General features: G+C 39.7%; 24 protein-coding genes. 17 read left to right on the forward strand and 7 right to left on the reverse strand.

Annotated elements, in window-relative coordinates; translation table 11 throughout:
- Positions 1-31: 31 nt before the first annotated feature.
- Positions 32-376: a DUF6176 family protein gene (locus NRI27_RS07580; RefSeq protein WP_371390162.1), complete on the forward strand. Its 345-nt coding sequence runs from the start codon at positions 32-34 to the stop codon at positions 374-376.
- A 572-nt stretch (positions 377-948) separates the two neighbouring features.
- Positions 949-2,616 carry a ribosomal protection-like ABC-F family protein gene (abc-f, locus tag NRI27_RS07585; protein ID WP_371390163.1) on the forward strand — a complete coding sequence of 556 codons (1,668 nt, stop codon included), beginning with the start codon at positions 949-951 and terminating at the stop codon, positions 2,614-2,616.
- Between the two features lie 392 nt (positions 2,617-3,008).
- Here abc-f and NRI27_RS07590 read toward each other — a convergent pair whose 3' ends face one another.
- Positions 3,009-3,659 carry a hypothetical protein gene (locus tag NRI27_RS07590; protein WP_371390164.1) on the reverse strand — a complete coding sequence of 217 codons (651 nt, stop codon included), beginning with the start codon at positions 3,657-3,659 and terminating at the stop codon, positions 3,009-3,011.
- 257 nt (positions 3,660-3,916) lie between these two features.
- Between NRI27_RS07590 and NRI27_RS07595 the strand changes: the two genes are divergently transcribed.
- Positions 3,917-4,648 carry a hypothetical protein gene (locus NRI27_RS07595; RefSeq protein ID WP_371390165.1) on the forward strand — a complete coding sequence of 244 codons (732 nt, stop codon included), beginning with the start codon at positions 3,917-3,919 and terminating at the stop codon, positions 4,646-4,648.
- Between the two features lie 432 nt (positions 4,649-5,080).
- On the opposite strand, the gene NRI27_RS07600 is transcribed toward NRI27_RS07595, so the two are convergent.
- The gene (locus NRI27_RS07600) at positions 5,081-6,886 is read right to left on the reverse strand and encodes a S9 family peptidase (RefSeq protein WP_371390166.1); all 1,806 of its coding nucleotides are present in this window, start codon (positions 6,884-6,886) and stop codon (positions 5,081-5,083) included.
- Positions 6,887-7,421: 535 nt separating this feature from the next.
- Between NRI27_RS07600 and NRI27_RS07605 the strand changes: the two genes are divergently transcribed.
- The 6 genes from NRI27_RS07605 (at position 7,422) to NRI27_RS07630 (ending at position 11,287) form a co-directional block, all read left to right on the forward strand.
- The gene (locus NRI27_RS07605; protein ID WP_371390167.1) at positions 7,422-7,589 is read left to right on the forward strand and encodes a hypothetical protein; all 168 of its coding nucleotides are present in this window, start codon (positions 7,422-7,424) and stop codon (positions 7,587-7,589) included.
- Between the two features lie 213 nt (positions 7,590-7,802).
- The gene (locus NRI27_RS07610) at positions 7,803-7,961 is read left to right on the forward strand and encodes a hypothetical protein (protein ID WP_371390168.1); all 159 of its coding nucleotides are present in this window, start codon (positions 7,803-7,805) and stop codon (positions 7,959-7,961) included.
- 176 nt (positions 7,962-8,137) lie between these two features.
- Complete coding sequence (locus NRI27_RS07615) at positions 8,138-9,394, forward strand: GNAT family N-acetyltransferase (RefSeq protein ID WP_371390170.1); 1,257 nt, start codon at positions 8,138-8,140, stop codon at positions 9,392-9,394.
- 279 nt (positions 9,395-9,673) lie between these two features.
- Positions 9,674-10,336: a hypothetical protein gene (locus NRI27_RS07620; protein WP_371390171.1), complete on the forward strand. Its 663-nt coding sequence runs from the start codon at positions 9,674-9,676 to the stop codon at positions 10,334-10,336.
- Between the two features lie 309 nt (positions 10,337-10,645).
- The gene (locus tag NRI27_RS07625; protein ID WP_317945430.1) at positions 10,646-10,774 is read left to right on the forward strand and encodes a hypothetical protein; all 129 of its coding nucleotides are present in this window, start codon (positions 10,646-10,648) and stop codon (positions 10,772-10,774) included.
- Between the two features lie 201 nt (positions 10,775-10,975).
- On the forward strand, positions 10,976-11,287 hold the full coding sequence (locus NRI27_RS07630) for a hypothetical protein (RefSeq protein WP_371390172.1): 312 nt from the start codon (positions 10,976-10,978) through the stop codon (positions 11,285-11,287).
- Positions 11,288-11,746: 459 nt separating this feature from the next.
- Here NRI27_RS07630 and NRI27_RS07635 read toward each other — a convergent pair whose 3' ends face one another.
- The 3 genes from NRI27_RS07635 to NRI27_RS07645 form a co-directional block, all read right to left on the reverse strand.
- Positions 11,747-11,953, reverse strand: coding sequence for a hypothetical protein (locus NRI27_RS07635; protein ID WP_317945424.1), 207 nt, complete (start codon positions 11,951-11,953; stop codon positions 11,747-11,749).
- An 83-nt stretch (positions 11,954-12,036) separates the two neighbouring features.
- Positions 12,037-12,729 carry an LrgB family protein gene (locus NRI27_RS07640; RefSeq protein ID WP_371390173.1) on the reverse strand — a complete coding sequence of 231 codons (693 nt, stop codon included), beginning with the start codon at positions 12,727-12,729 and terminating at the stop codon, positions 12,037-12,039.
- On the reverse strand, positions 12,720-13,103 hold the full coding sequence (locus tag NRI27_RS07645) for a CidA/LrgA family protein (protein WP_371390175.1): 384 nt from the start codon (positions 13,101-13,103) through the stop codon (positions 12,720-12,722). Before NRI27_RS07645 ends, NRI27_RS07640 begins: the two co-directional genes overlap by 10 nt.
- 369 nt (positions 13,104-13,472) lie before the next feature.
- Here NRI27_RS07645 and NRI27_RS07650 point away from each other — a divergent pair, with 369 nt between their 5' ends.
- On the forward strand, positions 13,473-13,850 hold the full coding sequence (locus NRI27_RS07650) for an iron chaperone (RefSeq protein WP_371390176.1): 378 nt from the start codon (positions 13,473-13,475) through the stop codon (positions 13,848-13,850).
- A gap of 88 nt (positions 13,851-13,938) precedes the next feature.
- Positions 13,939-14,571 carry a hypothetical protein gene (locus NRI27_RS07655; protein ID WP_371390177.1) on the forward strand — a complete coding sequence of 211 codons (633 nt, stop codon included), beginning with the start codon at positions 13,939-13,941 and terminating at the stop codon, positions 14,569-14,571.
- Between the two features lie 151 nt (positions 14,572-14,722).
- Here NRI27_RS07655 and NRI27_RS07660 read toward each other — a convergent pair whose 3' ends face one another.
- Positions 14,723-15,037, reverse strand: a complete 315-nt coding sequence (locus NRI27_RS07660) for a hypothetical protein (RefSeq protein ID WP_371390178.1) — start codon at positions 15,035-15,037, stop codon at positions 14,723-14,725.
- 372 nt (positions 15,038-15,409) lie between these two features.
- Positions 15,410-15,781: a VOC family protein gene (locus tag NRI27_RS07665; protein ID WP_371390179.1), complete on the reverse strand. Its 372-nt coding sequence runs from the start codon at positions 15,779-15,781 to the stop codon at positions 15,410-15,412.
- Between the two features lie 247 nt (positions 15,782-16,028).
- On the opposite strand from NRI27_RS07665, the gene NRI27_RS07670 reads away from it, so the two are divergent.
- The 6 genes from NRI27_RS07670 (at position 16,029) to NRI27_RS07695 (ending at position 21,335) form a co-directional block, all read left to right on the forward strand.
- Positions 16,029-16,697 carry a hypothetical protein gene (locus tag NRI27_RS07670; protein ID WP_371390180.1) on the forward strand — a complete coding sequence of 223 codons (669 nt, stop codon included), beginning with the start codon at positions 16,029-16,031 and terminating at the stop codon, positions 16,695-16,697.
- Between the two features lie 264 nt (positions 16,698-16,961).
- Positions 16,962-17,342, forward strand: a complete 381-nt coding sequence (locus tag NRI27_RS07675) for a hypothetical protein (protein ID WP_371390181.1) — start codon at positions 16,962-16,964, stop codon at positions 17,340-17,342.
- A gap of 275 nt (positions 17,343-17,617) precedes the next feature.
- Positions 17,618-19,744: a transglycosylase domain-containing protein gene (locus tag NRI27_RS07680; RefSeq protein WP_371390182.1), complete on the forward strand. Its 2,127-nt coding sequence runs from the start codon at positions 17,618-17,620 to the stop codon at positions 19,742-19,744.
- 290 nt (positions 19,745-20,034) lie between these two features.
- Positions 20,035-20,724, forward strand: coding sequence for a M23 family peptidase (locus tag NRI27_RS07685; protein ID WP_371390183.1), 690 nt, complete (start codon positions 20,035-20,037; stop codon positions 20,722-20,724).
- A 13-nt stretch (positions 20,725-20,737) separates the two neighbouring features.
- On the forward strand, positions 20,738-20,944 hold the full coding sequence (locus NRI27_RS07690) for a M23 family metallopeptidase (RefSeq protein ID WP_371390184.1): 207 nt from the start codon (positions 20,738-20,740) through the stop codon (positions 20,942-20,944).
- 139 nt (positions 20,945-21,083) lie between these two features.
- Positions 21,084-21,335, forward strand: a complete 252-nt coding sequence (locus NRI27_RS07695) for a hypothetical protein (protein WP_371390185.1) — start codon at positions 21,084-21,086, stop codon at positions 21,333-21,335.
- Positions 21,336-21,367 lie beyond the last annotated feature (32 nt).

A 21,367-nucleotide genomic window follows, 5' to 3' on the forward strand; every position in this document is an offset into this window, starting at 1 on the left:
TAATGGAAATTAGTGAGACGAGGTACGAGAAATGAACGTAGAATTAACTAGATTTAAAGTAAAAAAGGGTAAGACGGAACAAGTAGATGAATGGTTAAAGTTCTTAAACGAAAATATGACAGATGTCCTCATTACTCTTGCAGATGAGAAAATGTTTGTTGAAACAATATTTAGAGAAGAACTAAATGGTGACGAATATTTATATTGGTACTCAGTCCAAGGCAAAGGTGGACAAGAAGTTGAACAATCTAACCATTGGGTTGACAAAAAGCACTTAGAATATTGGGCTGAATGTATTGATGAGACATTTAGTCCTGTTGACTTACAAACGGAAGTAGTTATGATTCCAGAGAAAGTAAGAAAAAGTATGGTATAAACATCTGACCTCTGAATAATTATGTCGGTGCCTGTGTTAGAAACATTCATGTTTATTCAACCATTATGTATGGTAATCATTTAGCCTAATACCTATAACTTCTCGTTTGTACTAACATGCAATTGTTGTGTATTAACTGAATAAAGTTTCGCACAGGTACCTGTTGCAGGTCGAATAACGCGCAATCACCTTTTTATAAATCAGTAGAATGATTGTGACATTACTTTGAATTGTGCGATGAATGGTTTTCATGTATACTTAACATAACTTAAAGGGAAAGGGTTGAGGGTGGAAGATGGTTAACTAATCTTGAAGTTCCGTGATTAATAAAGCACGATTCGAACGGAAAACAGGATTAGTCTGTCCATTTTTAACTCCTTTCCCATACGTACGTTTAAAGGCCGAAATAGGTCTTTTTCAAGGGGCTTGCAATCGCTTGGCAAAATTCATTTTTGATTTGTCATTGTGTTTGATTTGCGTAGCGGACTTTTGGGAAATTGGATAGTGATGGATTGGTCCTTCCGTTAAGACGGGGGGATTTTTTTATTCCCCCAGATAAGGGAGGAATGTACATGTTACTAGGTAGAATAAAGCAGTTAACGTATACGGTAGCCGATACAATGATTTTGGATAAATTGTCTGCAGATTTGCCGGAAGGGGCTTGCATTGCGATTGTTGGCGCGAATGGCGCAGGGAAATCGACATTGCTATCCTTGCTGGCAGATGAGTTGAAGCCGACTTCGGGTTCAGTCGATTGGATAAGGAAGAAACCGTCGATCACGTATTTCAAACAGGAACAAAAGGAGGAAGGGGACGTCGATTGGGATAGGACTGAAACAGCGAAGTATCGGTCGAAGTGGCATGTCCCTGAGCAAGCCGAGTATGCTTTTGCAAGTGGCGGCGAGCGGATGAAGATGCGACTTGCGGCTGCACTTGCTGAAGACAACGAGCTGATTTTATTGGATGAACCGACGAATCATTTGGATCGTGAAAGTCTTGATGAGCTTGTGAATGTGATTAATGAAGGCAAAGCGACATTTGTGATTGTGTCACATGACAGGCATTTCATCGATCGGACGGCGGATTTAATATTTGAAATCGAGCGTGGAAAACTGACGGTTTATGAGGGCAATTATTCGGCTTACCGAGAAAAGAAGGAGAGGGACCGAGAAATCCAAGCGGCGCAATATGAGCAGCAACAGCGAAAGATTGAGATGGTGGAAGGGCAGATTGCACAGCTAAGTGAGTGGTCTGCGAAAGCACATGCGAATTCCAAGAAGAAAGGGGGAGCGAAAGAATATTGGCGAATGAAAGCGAAGAAAAAGGATGTGCAAATCCGTTCAATGCGGACTCGGCTGGAGGCGGAACTTGCGAAAGACCGAATCGAAAAACCGGTAGAGGAAACGGCTGTAGCGTTTGATGTAAAAGGAAAGCGAAAAAAGGGTCATCGTGTGCTGGAACTGAAAGGCGTCCGAAAGGATTTTGCTGGCATTGAACTTTTTAAGGATGTATCGTTCACTGTCCAAACGGGGGAACGGATCGCGTTCATCGGCCCGAACGGGAGCGGGAAGACGACACTGTTTAAGATGCTGATTGGTGAAGAGAAGTTTAAGGGCGAGTTGTGGCTGACAAATGGGATGACCATCGGGTATATGGATCAGGCAGTGATGGATTTACCGGAGGACGTAACGATCGCTGACTACTTCCATACAGATACATTCGAAGAACAAGGTAAAATCCGTGTCCAATTGACAAACTTAGGATTCGAAAAAAAGCATTGGCGATTGAAGCTAAGTGAACTGAGCCAAGGCGAGCGTGTGAAAGTGAAGCTCATGCAATTCATCTTAAAAGGAACGGATGTATTGTTGTTGGATGAACCGACAAACCATCTTGATTTGCCTTCAAGGGAAGAATTGGAGAAGACGTTGGCGACTTTTCCGGGCACGTTGCTGTTCGCTTCCCATGATCGTTTCTTCACGGAACGCATGGCTTCCGGTCTGCTTATTTTCGAAGGGGGGCGCATTCGGAAATTGCCAATGACATTGGCGGAGTGGGAGAACGGGCAAAGAAGTTCAGAGCCATCCGTTTCATCCTCTGTCGCCGATCGATTACGAATTGAAACTGAATTGCAAGCTGTTTTAGGCAAGCTGAGCATGCTGAAAACGGGGGACCCGGCATATGCCGAGTTGGATCGGAAATTTTACGAGCTTAGCAAGGCTTTGAGGGAGTTAAACAGTTGATTGTATGTATTGAGAAAAAGTATTTCTTACCAAGAAAAAAATCCATTAGCGCAGACTTGTGAAATTGAAAAGAGCAATTGAATCGTACGGGTAGAATAATGTTCGGAAATGGTGGATTGCCGGCCATTTGCTGAATACCGGGAATGCCTTTTAAACCCTTTCGTCCTCCAGACGAAAGGGTTTTATAAAACAGGTGATAATTATCGAAGTAGGTTGGTCACAACTAAGCGTACACCTAGTAGTTTCTTAAAACCTATCATTTTCAATTAATTCATTCCTTTAGTTCGCATTGGAAGGTACTTCTTAAATTCAATGAGTATGTGTCACCATTGCCTCTACTGTTTTAACCATATGGCAAGAGATAGACGTTAAAATAACTTTTCTCATTTTCATTATTCCGTGCTCTCCACAGATACAGGTTTAGCAATGATAGCTTGAATTTCATCTAATTGATCTTCCATTAAAAAAGGCTGACCAAATGGTAAAATGCCTGTGTTGCCTAATAGACCACTGGTAAACACAACATCGGACTCCTCGGTTGCGGGGTTATACCTTAGTGTTAACATAAACGTTTCTTCCCCATTTTGAGTAGTGCTAGTTCCTTCAAATGACCCGGAATAAATCCATTCATTATTTGATAACTTTACCTTATGTAAAGTTCCTGCACCGTTAAAATTATTGTCACCAGCGACAGATTTTACGACACCTTTAACTGCAGCTTCATACTCTTCTCTCTCATCATTTGCGTATGTTGTCTTTAGGTCAACATGAAGATCAATAGATGATTTACTCATATCTTCACCGAACTTTTCTTTATTCCCAGCAACAAGTTCTTGGTTACGGTTGTGCAACATGGTTAAATACTCATTATTCACAGATAAATTGAAATGTAGTTTGTTTGCCTCCATCTCTACATGATCTTCATTTTTAGTAGCGTTGGCTTTTTGAGTCTTTTCATTGGTAGTGCCAAACTCCAAGTACATTAAAACGAATCCAATCGAAAGCAACAAAACGGTAATGAAATAAACCTTCACTTTTCCCAAAAATAAACTACTCCTTGTAAAATACATTTTTTAACATGGTATTATTTTAACTTGTAAAGCGAGTGAAGTAAATAGATGATTTTGTGAATTTATCTAGAGAGTTTTTATTGAATTAATGATATTAATATCAATATTTACTACTGTTACTTAATAAATAGGTTTTAACTGTAAGTTAATACTCCCGACTGTTCTTCGATATAAAAATGAAACTTTTTAGTTTATTATCACGACTAATCGGTATAAGGGAGGTAAAATCGATGAAAATAAAAAAAATCGCCATGGTTTTACTCGTCGCTCTTAGTTTAGCTGCTTGTGAAAATCAACAGGTAGTCGATGAAATCGGAGACATTAAACCAAATTATGAAGGTGCATATACAGCTCCTACCATCAATAATTTTGCTGGAATAGTAAACGGTGGAACTGCAAGATATGCAACTGGAAATGTATTTACAAGACACTCGCTCCAGGGAAGAATGAACCGGGCCATTGAGGTATATCCTGGATCTACATACGTACCAGATTTCCCGAAACTGCAGAAAGGCTATTATGCGGAAATCCTTTTTGAAGAGGTCAATAAACACGGAGAAAAACCAAAAGAGCTGTACGCCATAACGACGAGAAATCCGGAAGAAGCGAAAGTCGATATACCGGATAAGCCCGGTAAGCTTTTTCGCTATACCCTTACAATTCGAGATGAAAATGATGACTTCAAAGATCGCCGTTATGACCCTTTGTTCACAACATTTGAAAACTATAATCTTGTTATGAATGTCCGAAAACCTATTTATAATCAATATGAAAAAATCACCTTAAACATTGAAAATTGGGGACCCAATTATCTTTCTATTAGTAAGGATTGGAAATTATTCAAACTAGAAAGCGATGAGTGGATGGAAGTTGAATTTCTTATAAAAAATAATACTGTTGGAGAACCAGCGATTGAGCCATCGGCATGGAATATGCTATTGGCCCAGATGCTGAATTGCTAGTAGCAGACACAGATAAAACTTTTGTGTTCAATCATGTTCATTTGCAAAAAGGCCAGTATAAGATCCAAGGTAAAATGGGTTCTGCTGAGCATGTTTTTTATTTGGAGGATTCGTTTGAGGTTAGATAGGGTGTTTAAGTATGGGGGCTTTTGTCTGACCGTGACTCCCAATGTGGCCATAGAACAATAGTAAAGTTAAGAAGCACAAATTCTTTGAATGAGGTTTGTGCTTCTTTCTTTACTTACGCGTTAAATCAATTCAACCATTTAATGGTTAACAATAATTATAACCACCATAAAACTAGACTTATTTTCGGGTATGCAACTGTAGTGAATGAAATAAATTTAACCTTGCTTAGGCACCTGTTTAACCCCCTCCCGCTTCACACGACAGGAGAGAGATAATAATTCCAACTCAATGAATTGTCATCAATTACAAATACCGATCCAAAAACTCCCGTATAGCACGAAACCCCGTAACCTGATTCTCCCGCTTCGTAAACCCATGCCCTTCATCTTCAAAAATAATATACTCCACAGGCACACCATTCTCTTTCACTTTTTCTACAATGTCGTCGGACTCGGCTTGTAGGACGCGTGGGTCGTTTGCGCCTTGTAGGACGATGAGTGGTTTGTTGATGTTTTCGGCATGAAAGAGTGGCGAGATGCTGCGGATGTAGTCCGTTTGTGTGTAGGGATCGCCGATTTTTTTGTAGAGCAGGTCACGACTTGCTTCCCACCATGGCGGAATGCTTTTTAGTGTGCGTTCCCAGTTGGATACGCCGAATATGTTAACGCCGACATTGAATGCATCCGGTTGGAAGGTGAGGGCCGCAAGCGTCATGTAGCCACCGTAACTTCCGCCGATGATGCCGATTCGGTTTTTATCGATTTTGCCGGTTTCTATTAAAAATGTCTTCCCTTCAATACAATCCGCTAGGTCTACATCGCCATGCTTTAAGTCAGCTGCCTTGAAAAATGTCTTCCCATATCCTGAACTCCCTCGGTTGTTCACAGCGAGTACGGCATACCCGTGATTGACCAAATACTGGATCATCGGATTGAAATCGACGGTCGATTGGCCACCAGGTCCACCGTGTACCCAGATGAGTGCAGGTGCTTTTTCTCCGTCTTCCAAGTGTGGTTCATAGTAAATGGCAGGTATGTCAAGGCCGTCGAATGAAGGGAAGTGAACAACCTTTGCATGGACTAAATCGTTTTCGTCAATTTCAGGGTTCAGTGTGTTTGTTAAACAATTTAGCGTTTTTGATTCAAACTCATATACATACAAGTTTGCAGGAGCTGTTGACCGGTTTACTAAAAACACCATATATTTCTCACTCTTTGAAATGGCTAAACCGCTAATTTGTCCTTCAGGAAAATCAGTAATTTCAACCGCTTTGTCTGTTGCTGTTTCTAGCACCTTTACTTCCGTTTTTCCGTCATGATTTACATAGTAATACAAGTATTTATGAGTAGGAGAGAAACGAGCGGCTACAATTCCCCAGTCTTCTTTCGCTACAACTTCTGTCTTGCCGGACGTTAAGCAAAGTCGCTTCACATACAAAAACTCGTGATCTTCATCCGTTAAAAAGTATAAGAAATTGGAATCCAAATCGAATGCGACAGGTTGATAGTGAACGTCGCCGTCATGCTCTGACAAGTGCTTCACGCCGTCCTCTTGCGTATAAATAAACATATCGGAATTATTTGCTGTCCGCGGTTTGTGCAACGCAACGTATTTCTTGTCATGGGAGATCGCGGAAACGTAATAACCGTCTTCATTTGTAAACAGCAATGTCGGTTCCAATGTGTCTATATTCATTTCATACAAATCCATATACCGAGGATCGCGCTTATTGGATTCATAGAAAAAGGAGTTCTCATCCAGACTCCATCGATGAAACTCGGCTTTCTCTTCTGTACCAGGTGTCAAATCGATCTGTTTTCCATCTTCCTTTTGCATATACAGATGCGTAATTTCATTCCCACCTTGGTCGCTGCTGAACAGAAACTTGCGGCCATCCGGGAAATACCCCTTCGGAATAATAAAATTGTCATCTGAGCTTGTCAGTTGCTCGACCTTGTCGCCCGAACGGGAAAACGCATACGCATTGTACACACCCGAACGATTACTCCCCACTAGAATTTTTTCATCGTCTGGAGAAATCGATATCCCTATCAAACTCTCACAATTCACAAATTGCTCAATCGAATACGTCTTCTTTACACGAATCATTTCTTTAGCCCCTTCCTTTTTCCATACACCCACTTAAAATTTTATAGTATTTCGACTGTTTAAACAAATATTATTGAAAAAATAACCTAATATTTAATGAACATGGGAAATAATATTAACCAGCAAGGCAAGATAGTAATTATACAAAGCCATCTATCACTATTTTTACAAGTTGAAGTATAGTGTTATCGGAAAACAAGCATATTCTTTATAGACCAAACTACTAATAAAACAACAACCTAGCTTCTGTAACGTAAGCTACCATCGAAAAGAAGCATGATTGTCCACTTAGGAGATTCATGCTTCTTTTTTTGAATACAGGTTTATTCATGAATTCTGTCTCCGATTTCCCGCTGCTTGGCAAACAGCCGGTTTAATTTGACATTAGTAATTGCGAAAAGGGTATACAAGTGGAAAAGGAAAAACAAACATTTTCATCAACGCTATGGTATAATTGACGTAATTAATAGACAGGCTTGCACATATACATACGTAAAAGGATGTGATATGTGTGTGCAATCGGGAGGGGAAAGATATGGCAATAAATATCAAAGAAGTGTATAAAGATACAGACGATAAGTTGATTGTTGATGCTAAAAAATACAATTCAAAAGTTCCCCGGCTTGAAGTGGTTGACGGCAAAGTTAAAATAGACCTTAATGATCTTCTTCAAAAGAAATGGTTTGAGGAGTTCGAAAAGTAATTAATGGAATTAAAAATTGGCGATATCTTCTGATTAAATTATATTAATCCTAGAAATAACGAACATGATAGGAGACCAGTAGTTGTCTGGGCATTTGAAGATGAACGTTTTCTAATAGCAGCTTTTGCAACAATTACTACATCAGAGATAGAGGACTTTGATGGTAAGTATGATAAATGGAAATCTCCTATTTTTAGATGGCGTGATGCGGGGTTGTACAAGGAATCTTATGTTAAGGCAAATTGTATAGCTAGTGTGGACAAAACAGCATTTATTTCTGAAGATTATATTGGTGAAATGGCTAGGGTTGATTTGAATAATGCTCAATCAAAAATAAAAGAATTTATCAATTCAGATGAAGAACCTTGGTAAGCATCCTCCATGGGTGCTTTTGTTTTGTAGATTAATAACATTATTATCCTGAAGTAAACAAGCGTCAATAGCCAAACCCAACACTAAATCAAGCACAATTTTTCGTCCGTGGAGATTGTGGATGCAGTTTACTCACACAACTCTAACCCCTATAATCTTTGAAAAGGGGGATTAACATGATCCGTTTATTAACTAAAAGCAATACGAAACAAGCTGCCACACTACTCGCGATGGCTTATCCAGGGATGCAAATCGCGGGTGAGGAAGCTCAACAAGCATTTATTGAACGACTCAACTTGGAAATCGAAACCGAAAATAACTTAAGCTTCTACGGGCTATTTACTGAACAAAACGAGTTAGTAGGCACATACAAACTTCATGATCTTCAAGGGAATGTAAATGGGAAGATTGTTCGTGTCTGGGGAATCGGCACTGTAGGCGTGCACTTTTTCCATAAAAAAGAAGGAATTGCGAAACGATTGCTGCAGCATTTTCATGAAATGGCTAGAAGTGAAAATGTCGGGATCGTAGCGCTTTACCCATTCAACACGACTTTTTATCAAAAGATGGGGTACGGGTATGGACCGACACGCTATCAATATAAACTGAAGCCTGCAAGTTTTCCGAGCAGTGGCGATCGAAAAAAAGTGATCATGCTGTCTCCCGAAAATGAGGAAGAGATTGTTGCCGTGTACAATAAATTCGCATCGCTGCATCATGGCATGATTGAACGGACTTGGCATGAACGGAATTTGATTAAGAAAAAAGCGACATATTATGCGGGTGTTTATGAAGGCGATGAGTTGGTTGGCGCGCTTGCCTATGCATTGCTGCCTGTGAAAGATAGTCATTTTCTACATCATGAGATGACGATTTTTGAGTGGGTATGGACGAAGCCAAGTGCTTTCATGGACTTGTGTGCGTGGATTCATTCACAACAGGATCAAGTCGAACGTGTCATCGTTCGGACGCATGACGAGTCACTCATTTATCAACTGGAAGATCCCCGAAACGATAGCAATCGTCTGATCCCGAGTGTTTATCATGAAATCGGAACGGTTGGCATTGGGCTCATGTATAGAATCAGCTCGATCGAGTCATTTGTCCAGCAAACTAATTTTCATTCCTTGGAGCGACCTGATCACCCTGCAACGATTTCTTTGTTCGTCCAAGATACATTTATTCCCCAGCAAAATGGGAGTTACCATTTGTCATTCAGCCAAGATCGTTGGAGCATAGAAAAGTCATCAGATTCTTTGGAAGAAGTCGATTTGAGCATTGCGATTTCAGATTTAAGTTCGTGGTGGATGGGGTGTGTCAGCATGGAACAGCTAGTTCACTATGGAAAAGTGAATGCGGATAAATTGTCGGCTAGGCAGTTGGATCGATGGTTTAAGCCTGAGTCGAAACCTGTTTGTTTGACATCGTTTTGAAGAAGCTGTGAACATCCTAGTTCCATACCTTCCAGCAAACCATACTCACCTTTTCCGGAAAGTTATTGCTTGTTACCACATTTATAAGCAGTGAAGCACAAATTCTTACCTTCGAGAATCTGTGCTTCTTTTTGTGATAGCAAGATATATCTTTCGAAGTTGTCGTAATTATTGTATAATTAACTTAATATGTAGGTATCGACAAATCAAGTTAAGCAGTCCTGGAAATCATGGAAAGTGGTTGGAAGTGCTATTTTACGAAAAGGAGGTGTAAGACGAATGGTGAAAAAGCTGCTTGGAATTTTTGCGATAATCGGATTTTTTGCAGCATGTAGTAACGAGGTTAATCAAACAAATAATAATCTTGAAGAAGAAGTGGAAAAAGAAATTCTAGAAAATGATAAGAACCAATCGAATTTAAAAGATGATGTGGTTGAATTAGATGAAACTAGCATGGAAATTCATACAGGCTCTACAGAAACAATTAGTAGAAAGATTGAAGGTCAGGATCAGGAGATTAATGTTATTAATTATCATATAACACCATATAGGATTGCCTATCAATTAGACGAGGTATTCGGTGTTCCTGAAGTGGTCAATAACCAAATAAATTATACATCTCAAAACTCCGGCTATAAGATCACGTTAGAAATTATCGAGCACACAAATCTTGAAAAAGCTGTATTGAATCTGCAAGAAAGATTTGAAAGGGAAGGATATGAAGAAAGTTTTGAAGACGGTTATGAATTGAGAAGCACGCCGGTCGAAGAAAATGGTTTGACAGGAAAAACACAATTATATGGTGATCATCCAATGAAAGGATTTGTTGCATATGAGATTGATGAACATGCACTCGTGGTTACTTTTCAATATCAAGTAGAAGGTGCAGATGCGATGAACCCACTCTTAGAAGACTTACGAAAATCGATTCATATGCAATAATTATTTCACCAACAAAGCACGTTTTATCAATACTATCCATTTGCGTGCACGCCGAATGAAAAAGGGTAAAGTGAATGCTTTATCCTTTTTTTTAACCCCATTCATGTGGATTTTTTATTTTTAAAATCTTATTCTGTCTTTATTTGTCGGAATTCCATTATTTACTTTTTCCCATTTGCCATTGTTAAATCGTTCGTACTGTTCAAAAGCAAAAGGCAATCCATTTGCAGTACCGATGTCACTACTGTTCCTCGTGTGATGAATGATTGTCCAATCTGATAGGATAGGTAAGTGAGAGGGGTGTTACTCATGGAACTAAGCAAAATTCCTTACTATGAAAAAGAGTCACTGAAATTTCAACCTATGAAACATATGCAAGGAAGGATTCAAGAAATGGAGCAGGCATCGAGTGAAGGAGCAGAAGTTGCTAATCGCTGAAAAGACATTATCGAGCAGCTTAAAGACGAAGTATATCCGGTAGTTCACCGGATCGGGCGGGAGACATTTTCGCTGTTTGCTGAGTTTCCGTCTGGGATCTTTGAGTATGCGCTGGATATTGACAAAGCTACTTCGATCATTAAGAGGAATCAGCTTAAACCGTTCATGTTTCAGCCTTCATCGGTTATAGAGTCGGTGGATGTGGGCAATGTCAACACAGACACGAGCAACATAAAAACAAACCACAATAATCCTATCATGGTTCTTCAAAGTCAATATGTAACTGAGGGAAAACCTTATTGTATTAATGGAAACCACCGCATCACGGAAGCATTTAAAAAACAAGCGGATCACATTGGTGTATTTGTCTTTCGTGATTTGGAATTTGTCCCGTTTTTTTATGACAATCTGAGCAAGGCTATTTATTATTTGGAGATTGATTACCACAATGTCGTCAAGAATGAACGGCAGCTGTTGGCGGAACAGCAGACTGCGTTTGTATATGAATTCTAAATGATAAATGTTTGATGTAATCACGCTTACGATGTCGGAAAGCCGTTTAAACATATGACGGTGACTGATAGAATGAAGAAGCAAGTATAATAGATTTGATATTCTTATTGTGGAGGTGAAGTGAAGACATGGAATCGCTTTTTTCCGATATTGGCTATTACTTCATGCCGATATTAGCAATTGTTTTTTGTCTTAACCTAGTAGCCATCATAAAAAAAGCAAAGAACGACCAAACTACTACTTTAAATACATTTTTAATGACAACATCTTTTGTATTTATCGTATGGACCATTGCTTATCTCACTATGAATCGTAATTAATCGAATCAGATACGAGCGACATTGAACCATGCAATATGACGCGAAAAATTAGGAAGCCTATACCTGAATGCTGGAAGATTATTGGCGGAAAGAGAAGCTGTTTGCTATTCGGCAAATTTACGGTTTCTTTGTCCGATCTTCACAGCATTCGTGTGATACAGATTTTTCGGTACATCGCTATGACTTTTTGGTTTTCGTTTTTCCATTCCTTGCTTCGCGTAGGAAGCTTGAATTGTTTTTCCATTTCGGCTTTTAGACCGGCTAACAGTATATCCTTTTTCGGTTGGTCGAAAAAGATGATTCGTTCATATTCTTTTTGGTAATCCGCTAGTGACTTACCTGTCATGTTATTGCCACCTTTTTTTGCAGTTAGGAAAAGATCAAATCTTTTGCAGTATTATCAACAACAAGGTTAAGACATCGTTTTTTTTATCCAAGCAAGATCCAAGCAATTAGTGGTGCCAGTATGGAGCTCAGCAGGGCATTGAGTGACATGGAGACGGAGCCCATGGAAAATGCCAGCTCTCCATATTCGACAGCTTTTGCTGTTCCGAGTGCGTGCGAGGCGCTTCCGAGAGCGATTCCCCTTCCAACCGGGCTATGCACTTTCGCCCATTTTAAAAGGAGAGGCGCTAAGATTGAACCGAATATGCCGGCAATCATGACGGCGACGACTGCCATCGAAGCATTGCCGCCTATCCCATCTGTAATTGCGATTGCAACGGGTGTCGTGACTGATTTTGGAAGGATGGAAAGACTCAACGTATGGCTCAAGTTTGTTACTCTAGCAAGAATGGCGACGCTCAGCATTCCGATCGCTCCAGCGAAAGAGACACTGAAAAAGATAACCACGGCATGCTTACGCAAGAACCTTCGTTGCTTATAAAGCGGATAGGCAAGTGCTACAACTGCCGGTCCAAGTAGCGAATTGATCCATTGACCGCCCTGCATATAGCTTTCGTAAGGGATTTGAAAGGCAACAAGGATGACGATAATTAAAATTGTCGATGTCAATACAGGTAGTAAAAATGAGTAATGGAATCGACTATAAAGTTTCGTCATTAAAAAATAACTACTGATTGTTAACAGAATCATGAGTGCTGCGAATAGGATTAGTTGCATTCGGATGCCTCCTTCTTCTTTTCTGTCCTTTTCTCCAAACGTTGTGTGAAAATACCTGAGATGACGATTGTAATCGCCGTGCTTACTACGACAATTCCAAGTAGCAGCAATCCTTGCCACGATAGAAGGGAAGGGTAGTTCATGATGCCGACCGTCATCGGGACGAACAAAAGCGTTAAGATACCAAGTAAAAACCCTGCACCATCTTCAATCAATTCAACAGGAATCACCTTCAAGGTTAGGCAAATGAATAATAGGATTAACCCGATGATGCTACCTGGAATAATGAGATGAAAAAGGTTTTGGATAAAAGTGCCGATATAAGAAAATATGAATAGTATGCCGATTTGTAGGCAAATACGTATAACTTTCATCTTTACACTGTCTCTAAAGAGACAACTTCCTTCTTTCTGTATAAGAGTTTGTTCCTTGTATGGTTATTTGCATGAAGTGAATGTTGTAGCAAGGATTTAGAGATTATATCACTAGTAAGTGTGAGGTTCAATGATACGAATGTCTGTGGCGGTATGAAAATGTGTCGGTGCCTGTGTGAGAAACATTCATGTTTATTCAACCAATATGTATGGTTATTCGGAACAAATCAATTAGATTAATCTCTATAACTTCTCATTTGTATTAACATGCAATTGTAGTGTATGAACTGAATTAATTTCATGCAGATGCCTAACAAAATATTACAATTAATAGTAGAAAATAGAATCAGATAGGAGCAACAATAAACTATGCAATATGACGCGAAAAATTATGAAGAATATATCGAGATGCTGGAAGAAGATTGGCGGAAAGAGAAGCTGCTTGCGATTCGGCACATGATTTTGGAGTATGCCCCTGAATTGGAGGAAGTGATTCGCTATAAGATGTTGAATTACGGGAAAGACGATCACTATATCTTTGCTCTTAACGCGCAGAAGCATTATGTAAGCCTTTATGTTGGGACCATCGAGAAAGTGGAAAACGCGGAATCTCTATTAGCGGGCTATAACTATGGTAAGGGCTGCATTCGTGTGAAGAAGACGATTAAGATGGAGGACTCTGGATTGGAGCAATTTATCCACAAAACGATCGATATGTGGCGTGCTGGGGAGGATACGGATTGTTGATGGGCAAGACTTTGTCAGGATACATTGATAGTTTTTAGTATGTGAACTTTTTCGTTACATGAAAAAACAGGAAAATGGAGTTTGTATAGTGAAGAAAAATAAATTAATGAGCATCGTAACGTTATTAGCAATTGTGTTGGTAGGAACGTCAGCATGTGCCAATACCTCAAACGAGGCGCCAACCGAAGCAAATCCGTCAAAGTCTGGTGCAGTGGAAGGTAACAATGATGGTTCGGTCGATGCTTCTGCGAGCACTGACGGTGAAGAACTGGATACTACAAGTTCAGATCAAAGTGCGAGTGAACAGAAAACGCAAAAGGATGAAAGTGAAAATTCACTTTCTCAGTATTCGAATGAACAAATTGAATACGCGCGTGTTTGGCTACAACTTGGGCCGAATCAGGATATCGATGAATTAAATGTGCGCCATATTCCAGCTGGCGAACCGATAAACCCTGATGATGATACGAGTGCTGACTACCCAGAAGACGTTATTCAGTTAGCGGGGAGCCGCTTAGTAGATGGTTCCGTTACGTACAGTGGGAATGGCGATGGTACAATTACTGTTTATAACGTACCTTTAAGATGGGATGGGAACTATCCTGCTGGAGAAGATTTCTACCTAGATATTCTTGCAAATACCAAACGGGTGTCTATTGATCCGAACGAGGATGAAAAAGTGATAGCGCTAATCAAATTGATAAATGTGCAGCAAAATTAGATGCGTTTAAAGAAAAAAAAGTAACTACCTTGCTAACTGGCCAGTAAGCAAGGTAGTTATTCATTCGTGCAATGATGGATCGCACTTCATGCGGACATCTAGTGGAACGACTGGATGTTCGTTTACCCGGTCTTCTTAGGAAAATGTACGTTTATCTTGCCTCAACATTGCTTGGATTTCTTCTTTTGAGTAGTAAAATACTTATCCCTTGAGCAATAAACATGATGTAAATTAATAAAATCATGTAATCCCTGTAAACGTCTATAGTGATATTATTAAAGAAACGATAATAAATTTCTATGAGTAACCAGCCAATTGGGAAGACGGCCGCCGAATACTGATAAGATTTCAAAAGAATTTTTTTCTCTTGCTCGTCTTTTGCCTTACTCGCATATCTAAACGTTAGCGATAAAAATAGCAAAAAGACAGGGATTAAAAATAGGATGATAGAAGATAGTATCGTCAATGTTTTCCTCCAATCTAAATGAGTTGTGGTTCTATATTCCCTATATATCAACTTAAATGTAAAATAATTATAGTTTAATTCAAGTGAAAAGTAAAGATTATTTAAATATTATAGACTTGCGTGATAATTAGCTGTGCAATAAATAGTGAAGTAGGTTGAAGATGTTTGTGAACGTAATACATGATTCAACGGATACAAACAGGCGTGATAAATTCTTTTCAGATAGCTCCATGAAAGTTGGAGTCCATGATTGAAGTCCGAACAATACTCGCGCTTACTTACCGACGACATAGAAAGTCGATAATGCACGCTCATTCGTTAATGTACTGTAAAGTAAAGTACCCGTAAATCAGGTGATTTATGGACTTACTCTCACCAATGTACTTGCAGTTTATTGCCACTTGGGTCGTAAAAGTGGAAAAAGGCATGGCCATTATCTTCTTTTATTGCCTCGACCTTCACTTGATGATCTGTTAAGTGTTGGTGAAACTTAGCTAATGCTGGACTTGTAAAGCCGATGCTAAATTCGGGTTCGTTCTCAATGGTGAAGTGTGCAAATGTTTCATCCTTGGTAGGAACTAAAATTAGTAAAAAAGGTCCTTCATTTACTTTTACGATTGCACGTTCCTCCGTATGGGTTAGTAACTGGAATCCTAATACATCTCGATACCATTGTGCAGATTCCTCCAAATCCTTTACAGGAATTCTAATGTAATGTATTTGATTGATGAATGATGGACGCATCTTTTTCTCTCCTCGTTTGAGTTGGATTTTCGAATCGCTATTCCCTTTCCTCTGATTACGCGGAAAATTTAGGTAATCATAGTTTAGCATAAGTTTTGTTAACCCGATAGAACAACGGAAAAATGATTGATGGTGTGAATTGGAAGCGATATCTAGTTGTTGTATCATTCATATGACGGACAGGTTAGTAAAAGAGAGATATCGAATTTGTAGTAGTACTCAGTCTGAAGCTTAGGAGGTGTAGTTGATGCAGTCGTCCCCATGGTTACAAGGCGGTCCTTTTCTTGAAGTTAGTTTCTTGATGGAGCTTAAAGAAAAGAAAAAAGAAACTATACAGGAACTGATCGATAATTTGTCCAAGGTCAAAAATAGAATTGAAATCCATGACCAAAACGTGGATGAAATAATTGATTTCTTTGATAGAGGTTATTCTTATGACGAAGAAGACTCACAAACAAATTACCTGCATTCTTTAAGGTTAAGATTATATGTCTATTTATCGAGGAAACGAAAAGCGACATTACAAATAGAAAAGGTCTCGTCAAATGCAATAATGGTTAATTTTTGGTTTTTGGGTACTACCTTCGATGCCTTAGAGTGGGACCAAATCGGAATAAAAAAAGAGGAAATTACAGACTTTGCAAAGTTTCTTAAAGAGTTGTATTCCGTTTATGCGTTTAAAATCGGAGGATTTGCAATCGAAGAAGATGTTCTTGAATTACTTGGGTTTGATGAAATATATCCGAACGAATGCTATCATTACGAAAATGTGTCTCCTGACTATTTTCTTCATGAATCATCCCATTTCATAAATGTAATTTGGAATGAAAAATACAAGAAATTAAGTGACGTTCCTTACAATTACGAGAGGCTCGATGAGGATGGAATCTTATTGAAACTTGTAGCAGCCTATTAAACTAACCGATGCTTTAGTGAGAAATGAACATCAAATTACAATGAGCTTGACGATATATGTTCGAGCTCTTTTTTTATGTGCAAGTTTATTTCTTGATAAAATGCATGCTGCTGCCACAAAGTTAATGGTCTTTGTGTAATTTGGATTGCCGTAATAGCGGTAGGATAGCTGATTGAACAGCGAGCTATACCTTTATCATAGAAATCTTCGCGCTAAAAAGTAAGAAATACTTGTACGCTATGAAATTGAAAGTACGGGGTGATCATGATTTTTCTAAATAAGTTCTCGTTACTCATACTTATCGTCTATTGCACAGCATTTGAATTTTTATCCATGTATGATGATTTGCCGAATAAAACCATAATTGTTTACGGCGTATCAATTCTTGTGATCTGTTTTTTGGCATTCCTAGCTAAAAGAAAGAGTTCACTGATTGTGCTGCTGTTGGCCAATGTACTAACGTTCGCCCATTCTTTCTTTTGGGTAACTCGTGTCGCTGAATTTGAAGAAAAGGGATACTATATTGCACCTTTCACACCTGTTTCTTTATTGATTACCGTCACGATTGTTTTTGGACTCCTGCAGATAGCAATCTATCTGGTTACGAAGCCTACCGGGTACAAGCTAAATCTCGACAATAAATGAAAACAGAATGTGAAATAAATTCATTGAAACGCCGGCCACCTTCAAACAGGTGTCTGGCGTTTTGCTTGCTAGTAGACAATACAGCAATGCCATATCAACCAATTTTATCATTCCATGCAAGTCAAAGAAACTACTCGAACCGTGAATCATACTTTCTCTGAATGAGCCCCGTCCACTACATGTCACAATTTTCCTGCCGACCGTTAGTAGGTTTCTTCTTTCGGGTATGCTAAACTTTGAAACGTTCAAGAGGTAATGAAGAAGGTGGAATTTAGATGAAAAGAACGGAGCATCAGCAGCAACAAAAACGCAAGAAGGCGGAAAAGAAAGGGACGATCACGAAAAGGGTTATCCGCATATTATTCGCCGGAATTCTACTTGCGACGATTTGTAGCGTTATTATCATCAATCTATTAATTGCAACGAGTGATGTGAGTAAACTAGAAGAACCTGAACCAAGACCGACTTTTATTTATGATCAAAACGGGGAGGTTGTCAGTAAAATCTCTCATTCCAATATAGAAGGAGTTTCGCTGGACGACATTCCGAAAGAGTTGATTGAAGCGGTTATTTCTGTGGAGGATCAGCGATTTTACAAACATCATGGGATTAATTATGTCGGGGTTGCGCGCGCTTTTATCAATAACTTGTTCGAAGGTGAGGTCGTTGCAGGTGGGAGTACCATTACACAACAGCTCACCAAGAATGTGTTTTTATCGCAGGAGCGGACGTATTCACGTAAGTTTAAGGAATTGATTCTTTCAAAGAAGATTGAGCGAACATATTCGAAAGATGACATACTGGAACGTTACCTCAACCAAATCTATTTCGGTGAAGGAGCATGGGGTGTGCAACGAGCTGCGCACATCTATTTTGGGAAAGATGTTAGTGAGTTGACGTTGAGTGAAAGTGCGACGTTAGCTGGGTTAATCAAAGCACCTACCCATTTATCTCCATATAAAAATCTGGAGAAGTCGGTGGAACGACGCAATGTTGTTTTATCGTTAATGAAAAGTGAAAAATACATTAGCCAAGCCGATTTTGATAAAGCGATTGGACATGAAATTGTTTTAGCGGATGCAACCATGCCAAATTATAAAGGGAAATACCCCTATTATATTGACCAGGTTGTTGACGAGGCGATTCACACGTACAAACTAACGAAAAATGAAGTGCTAGCTGGCGGGTTACATATTTACACGGAAATTAATCCTGTCATTCAAGATGCGCTGGAAGAAGTGTATGCGGATGACCAATTTTTCCCCGAAAGTCAGGCAGATCAACTCCTGCAAAGTGCATCGGTCTTCTTGAATCCTAAAACAGGTGGCATTTCGGCATTGGTCGGGGGGAGAGGTGAGTACACATATGGGCGTTTTAATCATGCGACCGAGCTCATTCGGCAACCGGGATCGACGTTAAAACCTCTGGCCGTCTACACAGCTGCGTTGGAAAAGGGTTATCAAATGGCGGATTTGCTTGTTGACGAACCGATCAACATAGATGGGTATTCCCCAAGAAATTTCGATCGCCAATATCGAGGGCAAGTGACCATGTACGATGCCGTCGCTCACTCGTATAATATCCCTCCCGTCTGGCTGTTGCAGCAAATTGGCATTGAAAATGGAGTACGCACGGTTGAACGGTTCGGCATTCCTTTGGCAGAAGAAGATCATAATTTAGGCCTCGCCTTAGGAGGCTTGCATAAAGGGACATCACCGTTGCGAATGGCACAAGCTTTTTCGGCATTTCCGAATGATGGCGTTATGATACAAGCTCATGCAATTGTAGAAATAAAAGATTCAGAAGGCAAAGTCCTTGGAAAGTGGCAGGAACAGTCAGTAGAAGTGACAGAAGCAGAAGTTGCCCAGCAAATGACGTATATGCTGCAAGGTGCAGTCGAAGAAGGTACGGCGATGAAAGCACAAATTTCAGGTGTTGACGTAGGGGGTAAAACAGGTACGACCCAGCTCCCATTCGAAGGCGTGGACGGGTCAAAAGATCATTGGTTTGTCGGTTACACACCGGACATTGTTGGGGCAGTTTGGCTCGGGTATGATCAAACGGATACGACCCATTATTTAACATCGACGAGTAGTTTCACAGCACCGCCTATTTTCGCCGAAGTCCTATCAAAATCAAAAAGTGAATTGCCGACCAAGCAATTCGACTTACCATTACTCGCAAAAGCTAAAAAAGAGCTAGAGAAACAGCAGGATAAGTTACGCGATCAACAACGAAAGCAAGAAAAAGAGAAGAAGAAAGAGGAAAAGAAAGAAGAAAAAGAACGAAAAAAGCGGGAGAAGAAAGAAGAGAAGGAAAGGAAGAAGCGAGAGAAGAAAGAGGAGAGAGAGAACAAGAAATGGGATAAAGATGAAGATGAAGAGGAAGAGGAAGATGATTAGAAAATTTCGATAGTACATGACGATGAAGAATGTGAGGTGCTTTGATAAGTTGTTGCCAGCTCAAAACGGCATAGCACACGCGCTCTTAGTGAGTCATCCTACTGTCCACTTCAAGAGCGATAAAGCATTTGGCTTTATCGCTCTTTTTGGGTTACTACTTTTTAGGCTCATGGAAACCGGTCTCAGCAGTAAAGCCATATCCTCCGAAGGACTTAATCTGCTAAAATACGAAACTTTATGAATAATAGAGCGTAAAAGAGAGAAAGGGTCGGTGGGAAGGAGATCAATCATTGTTAACTAGTCTATTCATGTTGTTCATACTCATCGTTTTGCCGATAGTTACTATTTGGATGTTAGCGAGAGCAACCTATAAAACGAAGTTGGAATGGCTCCTCGATGCAGTAAAAACGGTAGCGTTGGTCGCGTGGCTAGTCCATACGCAGCCGTGGGACTGGATTGGCTATTATATCCGTTATCTATTGGTCATTTTGCTTGTTGTTGCGCTTTTCCTATCATGGAAAAAGGTCCGTGCGTTACCGTTTCGCGAAAATTATTCGACGAAACGTACAAATACAATGGGTCTCAATATCGTGCTCATTGTCTTTTTTGGAGCAATTACTGTATCAAGTATCTTCAGCTATTCAGTCAAAGACAAAGCGATTGAACTAGCATTTCCGATGCACGAGGGCACTTATTATGTTGGTCATGGAGGAAATCACACGTCGATGAACTATCATAATGCATATGATGATCAGAAATATGCGCTCGATATTGTAAAGTTAAACAAAATCGGTACACGAGCAAATGGCCTTCAACCGAAGGATTTAACCAAATACGCAATTTTCGGTGATGAACTGCTTAGTCCATGCAATGGAAAAGTAAGCGAAGTGAGAGATGGTCTTCAAGACATGACACCTCCTAAAATGGATCGCGAACATCCGGAAGGTAATTTTGTAGCACTTTTTTTGCGAGCAACATGACGCTACAATCTACATGGCGCATATGAAAGAAGGAAGTGTTGCTGTCGCAAAAGGGGATACAGTGACAACTGGGCAGCTGTTAGGGAAAGTCGGCAACTCGGGAAATACAAGCGAACCGCATTTGCATATCCATGCTGAACTGGATGGCAAAGGGGTGCCGCTGACGTTTGACGGAAGGTTTTTAGTGAGAAATCAGTTGGTGAAGACAGGGGGGAAGTGAGGGGGTTATCGTCATATGATTATAGTGGATAGAATCTTACTTGAAACGTGTCATGTGAATTTCACGTACTAATTCTAAGGTTTAAGGAATTTTTAGAGAAGGGGAGACACTGGAATAAAGAGAAATGAGGGATCGTGAATTGGACAAGAAAAAGATTTATAAAGTAATTGCCTTATTTAGTTTTTTCATTTGTATACTTGCCTGGATTCCGAATATCGTGTTCCAAATTCCGAGCCCATTTTGGATGAGTACTTTTGTTGTTGCACCAGTTGGCATTGTGTTTGCAACATTGATAAGAAAAAGTTGGTTAATCGTTGCAAATACGCTGATGTTTTTTAGTTTTTTCATTTTGATGTTTGTGGGGTATGTGGTAAATGCTAATTTTTCTTAACGTTATAAGCATTCTAAACCAACTGGAGGTTC

The organism is Sporosarcina sp. OR05, from assembly GCF_041414805.1.
GTDB classification, from domain to species: Bacteria; Bacillota; Bacilli; order Bacillales_A; family Planococcaceae; genus Sporosarcina; species Sporosarcina saromensis.

Coding starts and splice junctions, on each gene's coding strand:
- NRI27_RS07580 (WP_371390162.1), top strand. CDS start 32: ATGAACGTAGAATTAACTAGATTTAAAGTAAAAAAGGGTAAGACGGAA.
- abc-f (WP_371390163.1), top strand. CDS start 949: ATGTTACTAGGTAGAATAAAGCAGTTAACGTATACGGTAGCCGATACA.
- NRI27_RS07595 (WP_371390165.1), top strand. CDS start 3,917: ATGAAAATAAAAAAAATCGCCATGGTTTTACTCGTCGCTCTTAGTTTA.
- NRI27_RS07600 (WP_371390166.1), bottom strand. CDS start 6,886: ATGATTCGTGTAAAGAAGACGTATTCGATTGAGCAATTTGTGAATTGT.
- NRI27_RS07605 (WP_371390167.1), top strand. CDS start 7,422: ATGGCAATAAATATCAAAGAAGTGTATAAAGATACAGACGATAAGTTG.
- NRI27_RS07615 (WP_371390170.1), top strand. CDS start 8,138: ATGATCCGTTTATTAACTAAAAGCAATACGAAACAAGCTGCCACACTA.
- NRI27_RS07620 (WP_371390171.1), top strand. CDS start 9,674: ATGGTGAAAAAGCTGCTTGGAATTTTTGCGATAATCGGATTTTTTGCA.
- NRI27_RS07625 (WP_317945430.1), top strand. CDS start 10,646: ATGGAACTAAGCAAAATTCCTTACTATGAAAAAGAGTCACTGAAATTT.
- NRI27_RS07635 (WP_317945424.1), bottom strand. CDS start 11,953: ATGACAGGTAAGTCACTAGCGGATTACCAAAAAGAATATGAACGAATC.
- NRI27_RS07640 (WP_371390173.1), bottom strand. CDS start 12,729: ATGCAACTAATCCTATTCGCAGCACTCATGATTCTGTTAACAATCAGT.
- NRI27_RS07645 (WP_371390175.1), bottom strand. CDS start 13,103: ATGAAAGTTATACGTATTTGCCTACAAATCGGCATACTATTCATATTT.
- NRI27_RS07650 (WP_371390176.1), top strand. CDS start 13,473: ATGCAATATGACGCGAAAAATTATGAAGAATATATCGAGATGCTGGAA.
- NRI27_RS07665 (WP_371390179.1), bottom strand. CDS start 15,781: ATGCGTCCATCATTCATCAATCAAATACATTACATTAGAATTCCTGTA.
- NRI27_RS07670 (WP_371390180.1), top strand. CDS start 16,029: ATGCAGTCGTCCCCATGGTTACAAGGCGGTCCTTTTCTTGAAGTTAGT.
- NRI27_RS07675 (WP_371390181.1), top strand. CDS start 16,962: ATGATTTTTCTAAATAAGTTCTCGTTACTCATACTTATCGTCTATTGC.
- NRI27_RS07680 (WP_371390182.1), top strand. CDS start 17,618: ATGAAAAGAACGGAGCATCAGCAGCAACAAAAACGCAAGAAGGCGGAA.
- NRI27_RS07690 (WP_371390184.1), top strand. CDS start 20,738: ATGGCGCATATGAAAGAAGGAAGTGTTGCTGTCGCAAAAGGGGATACA.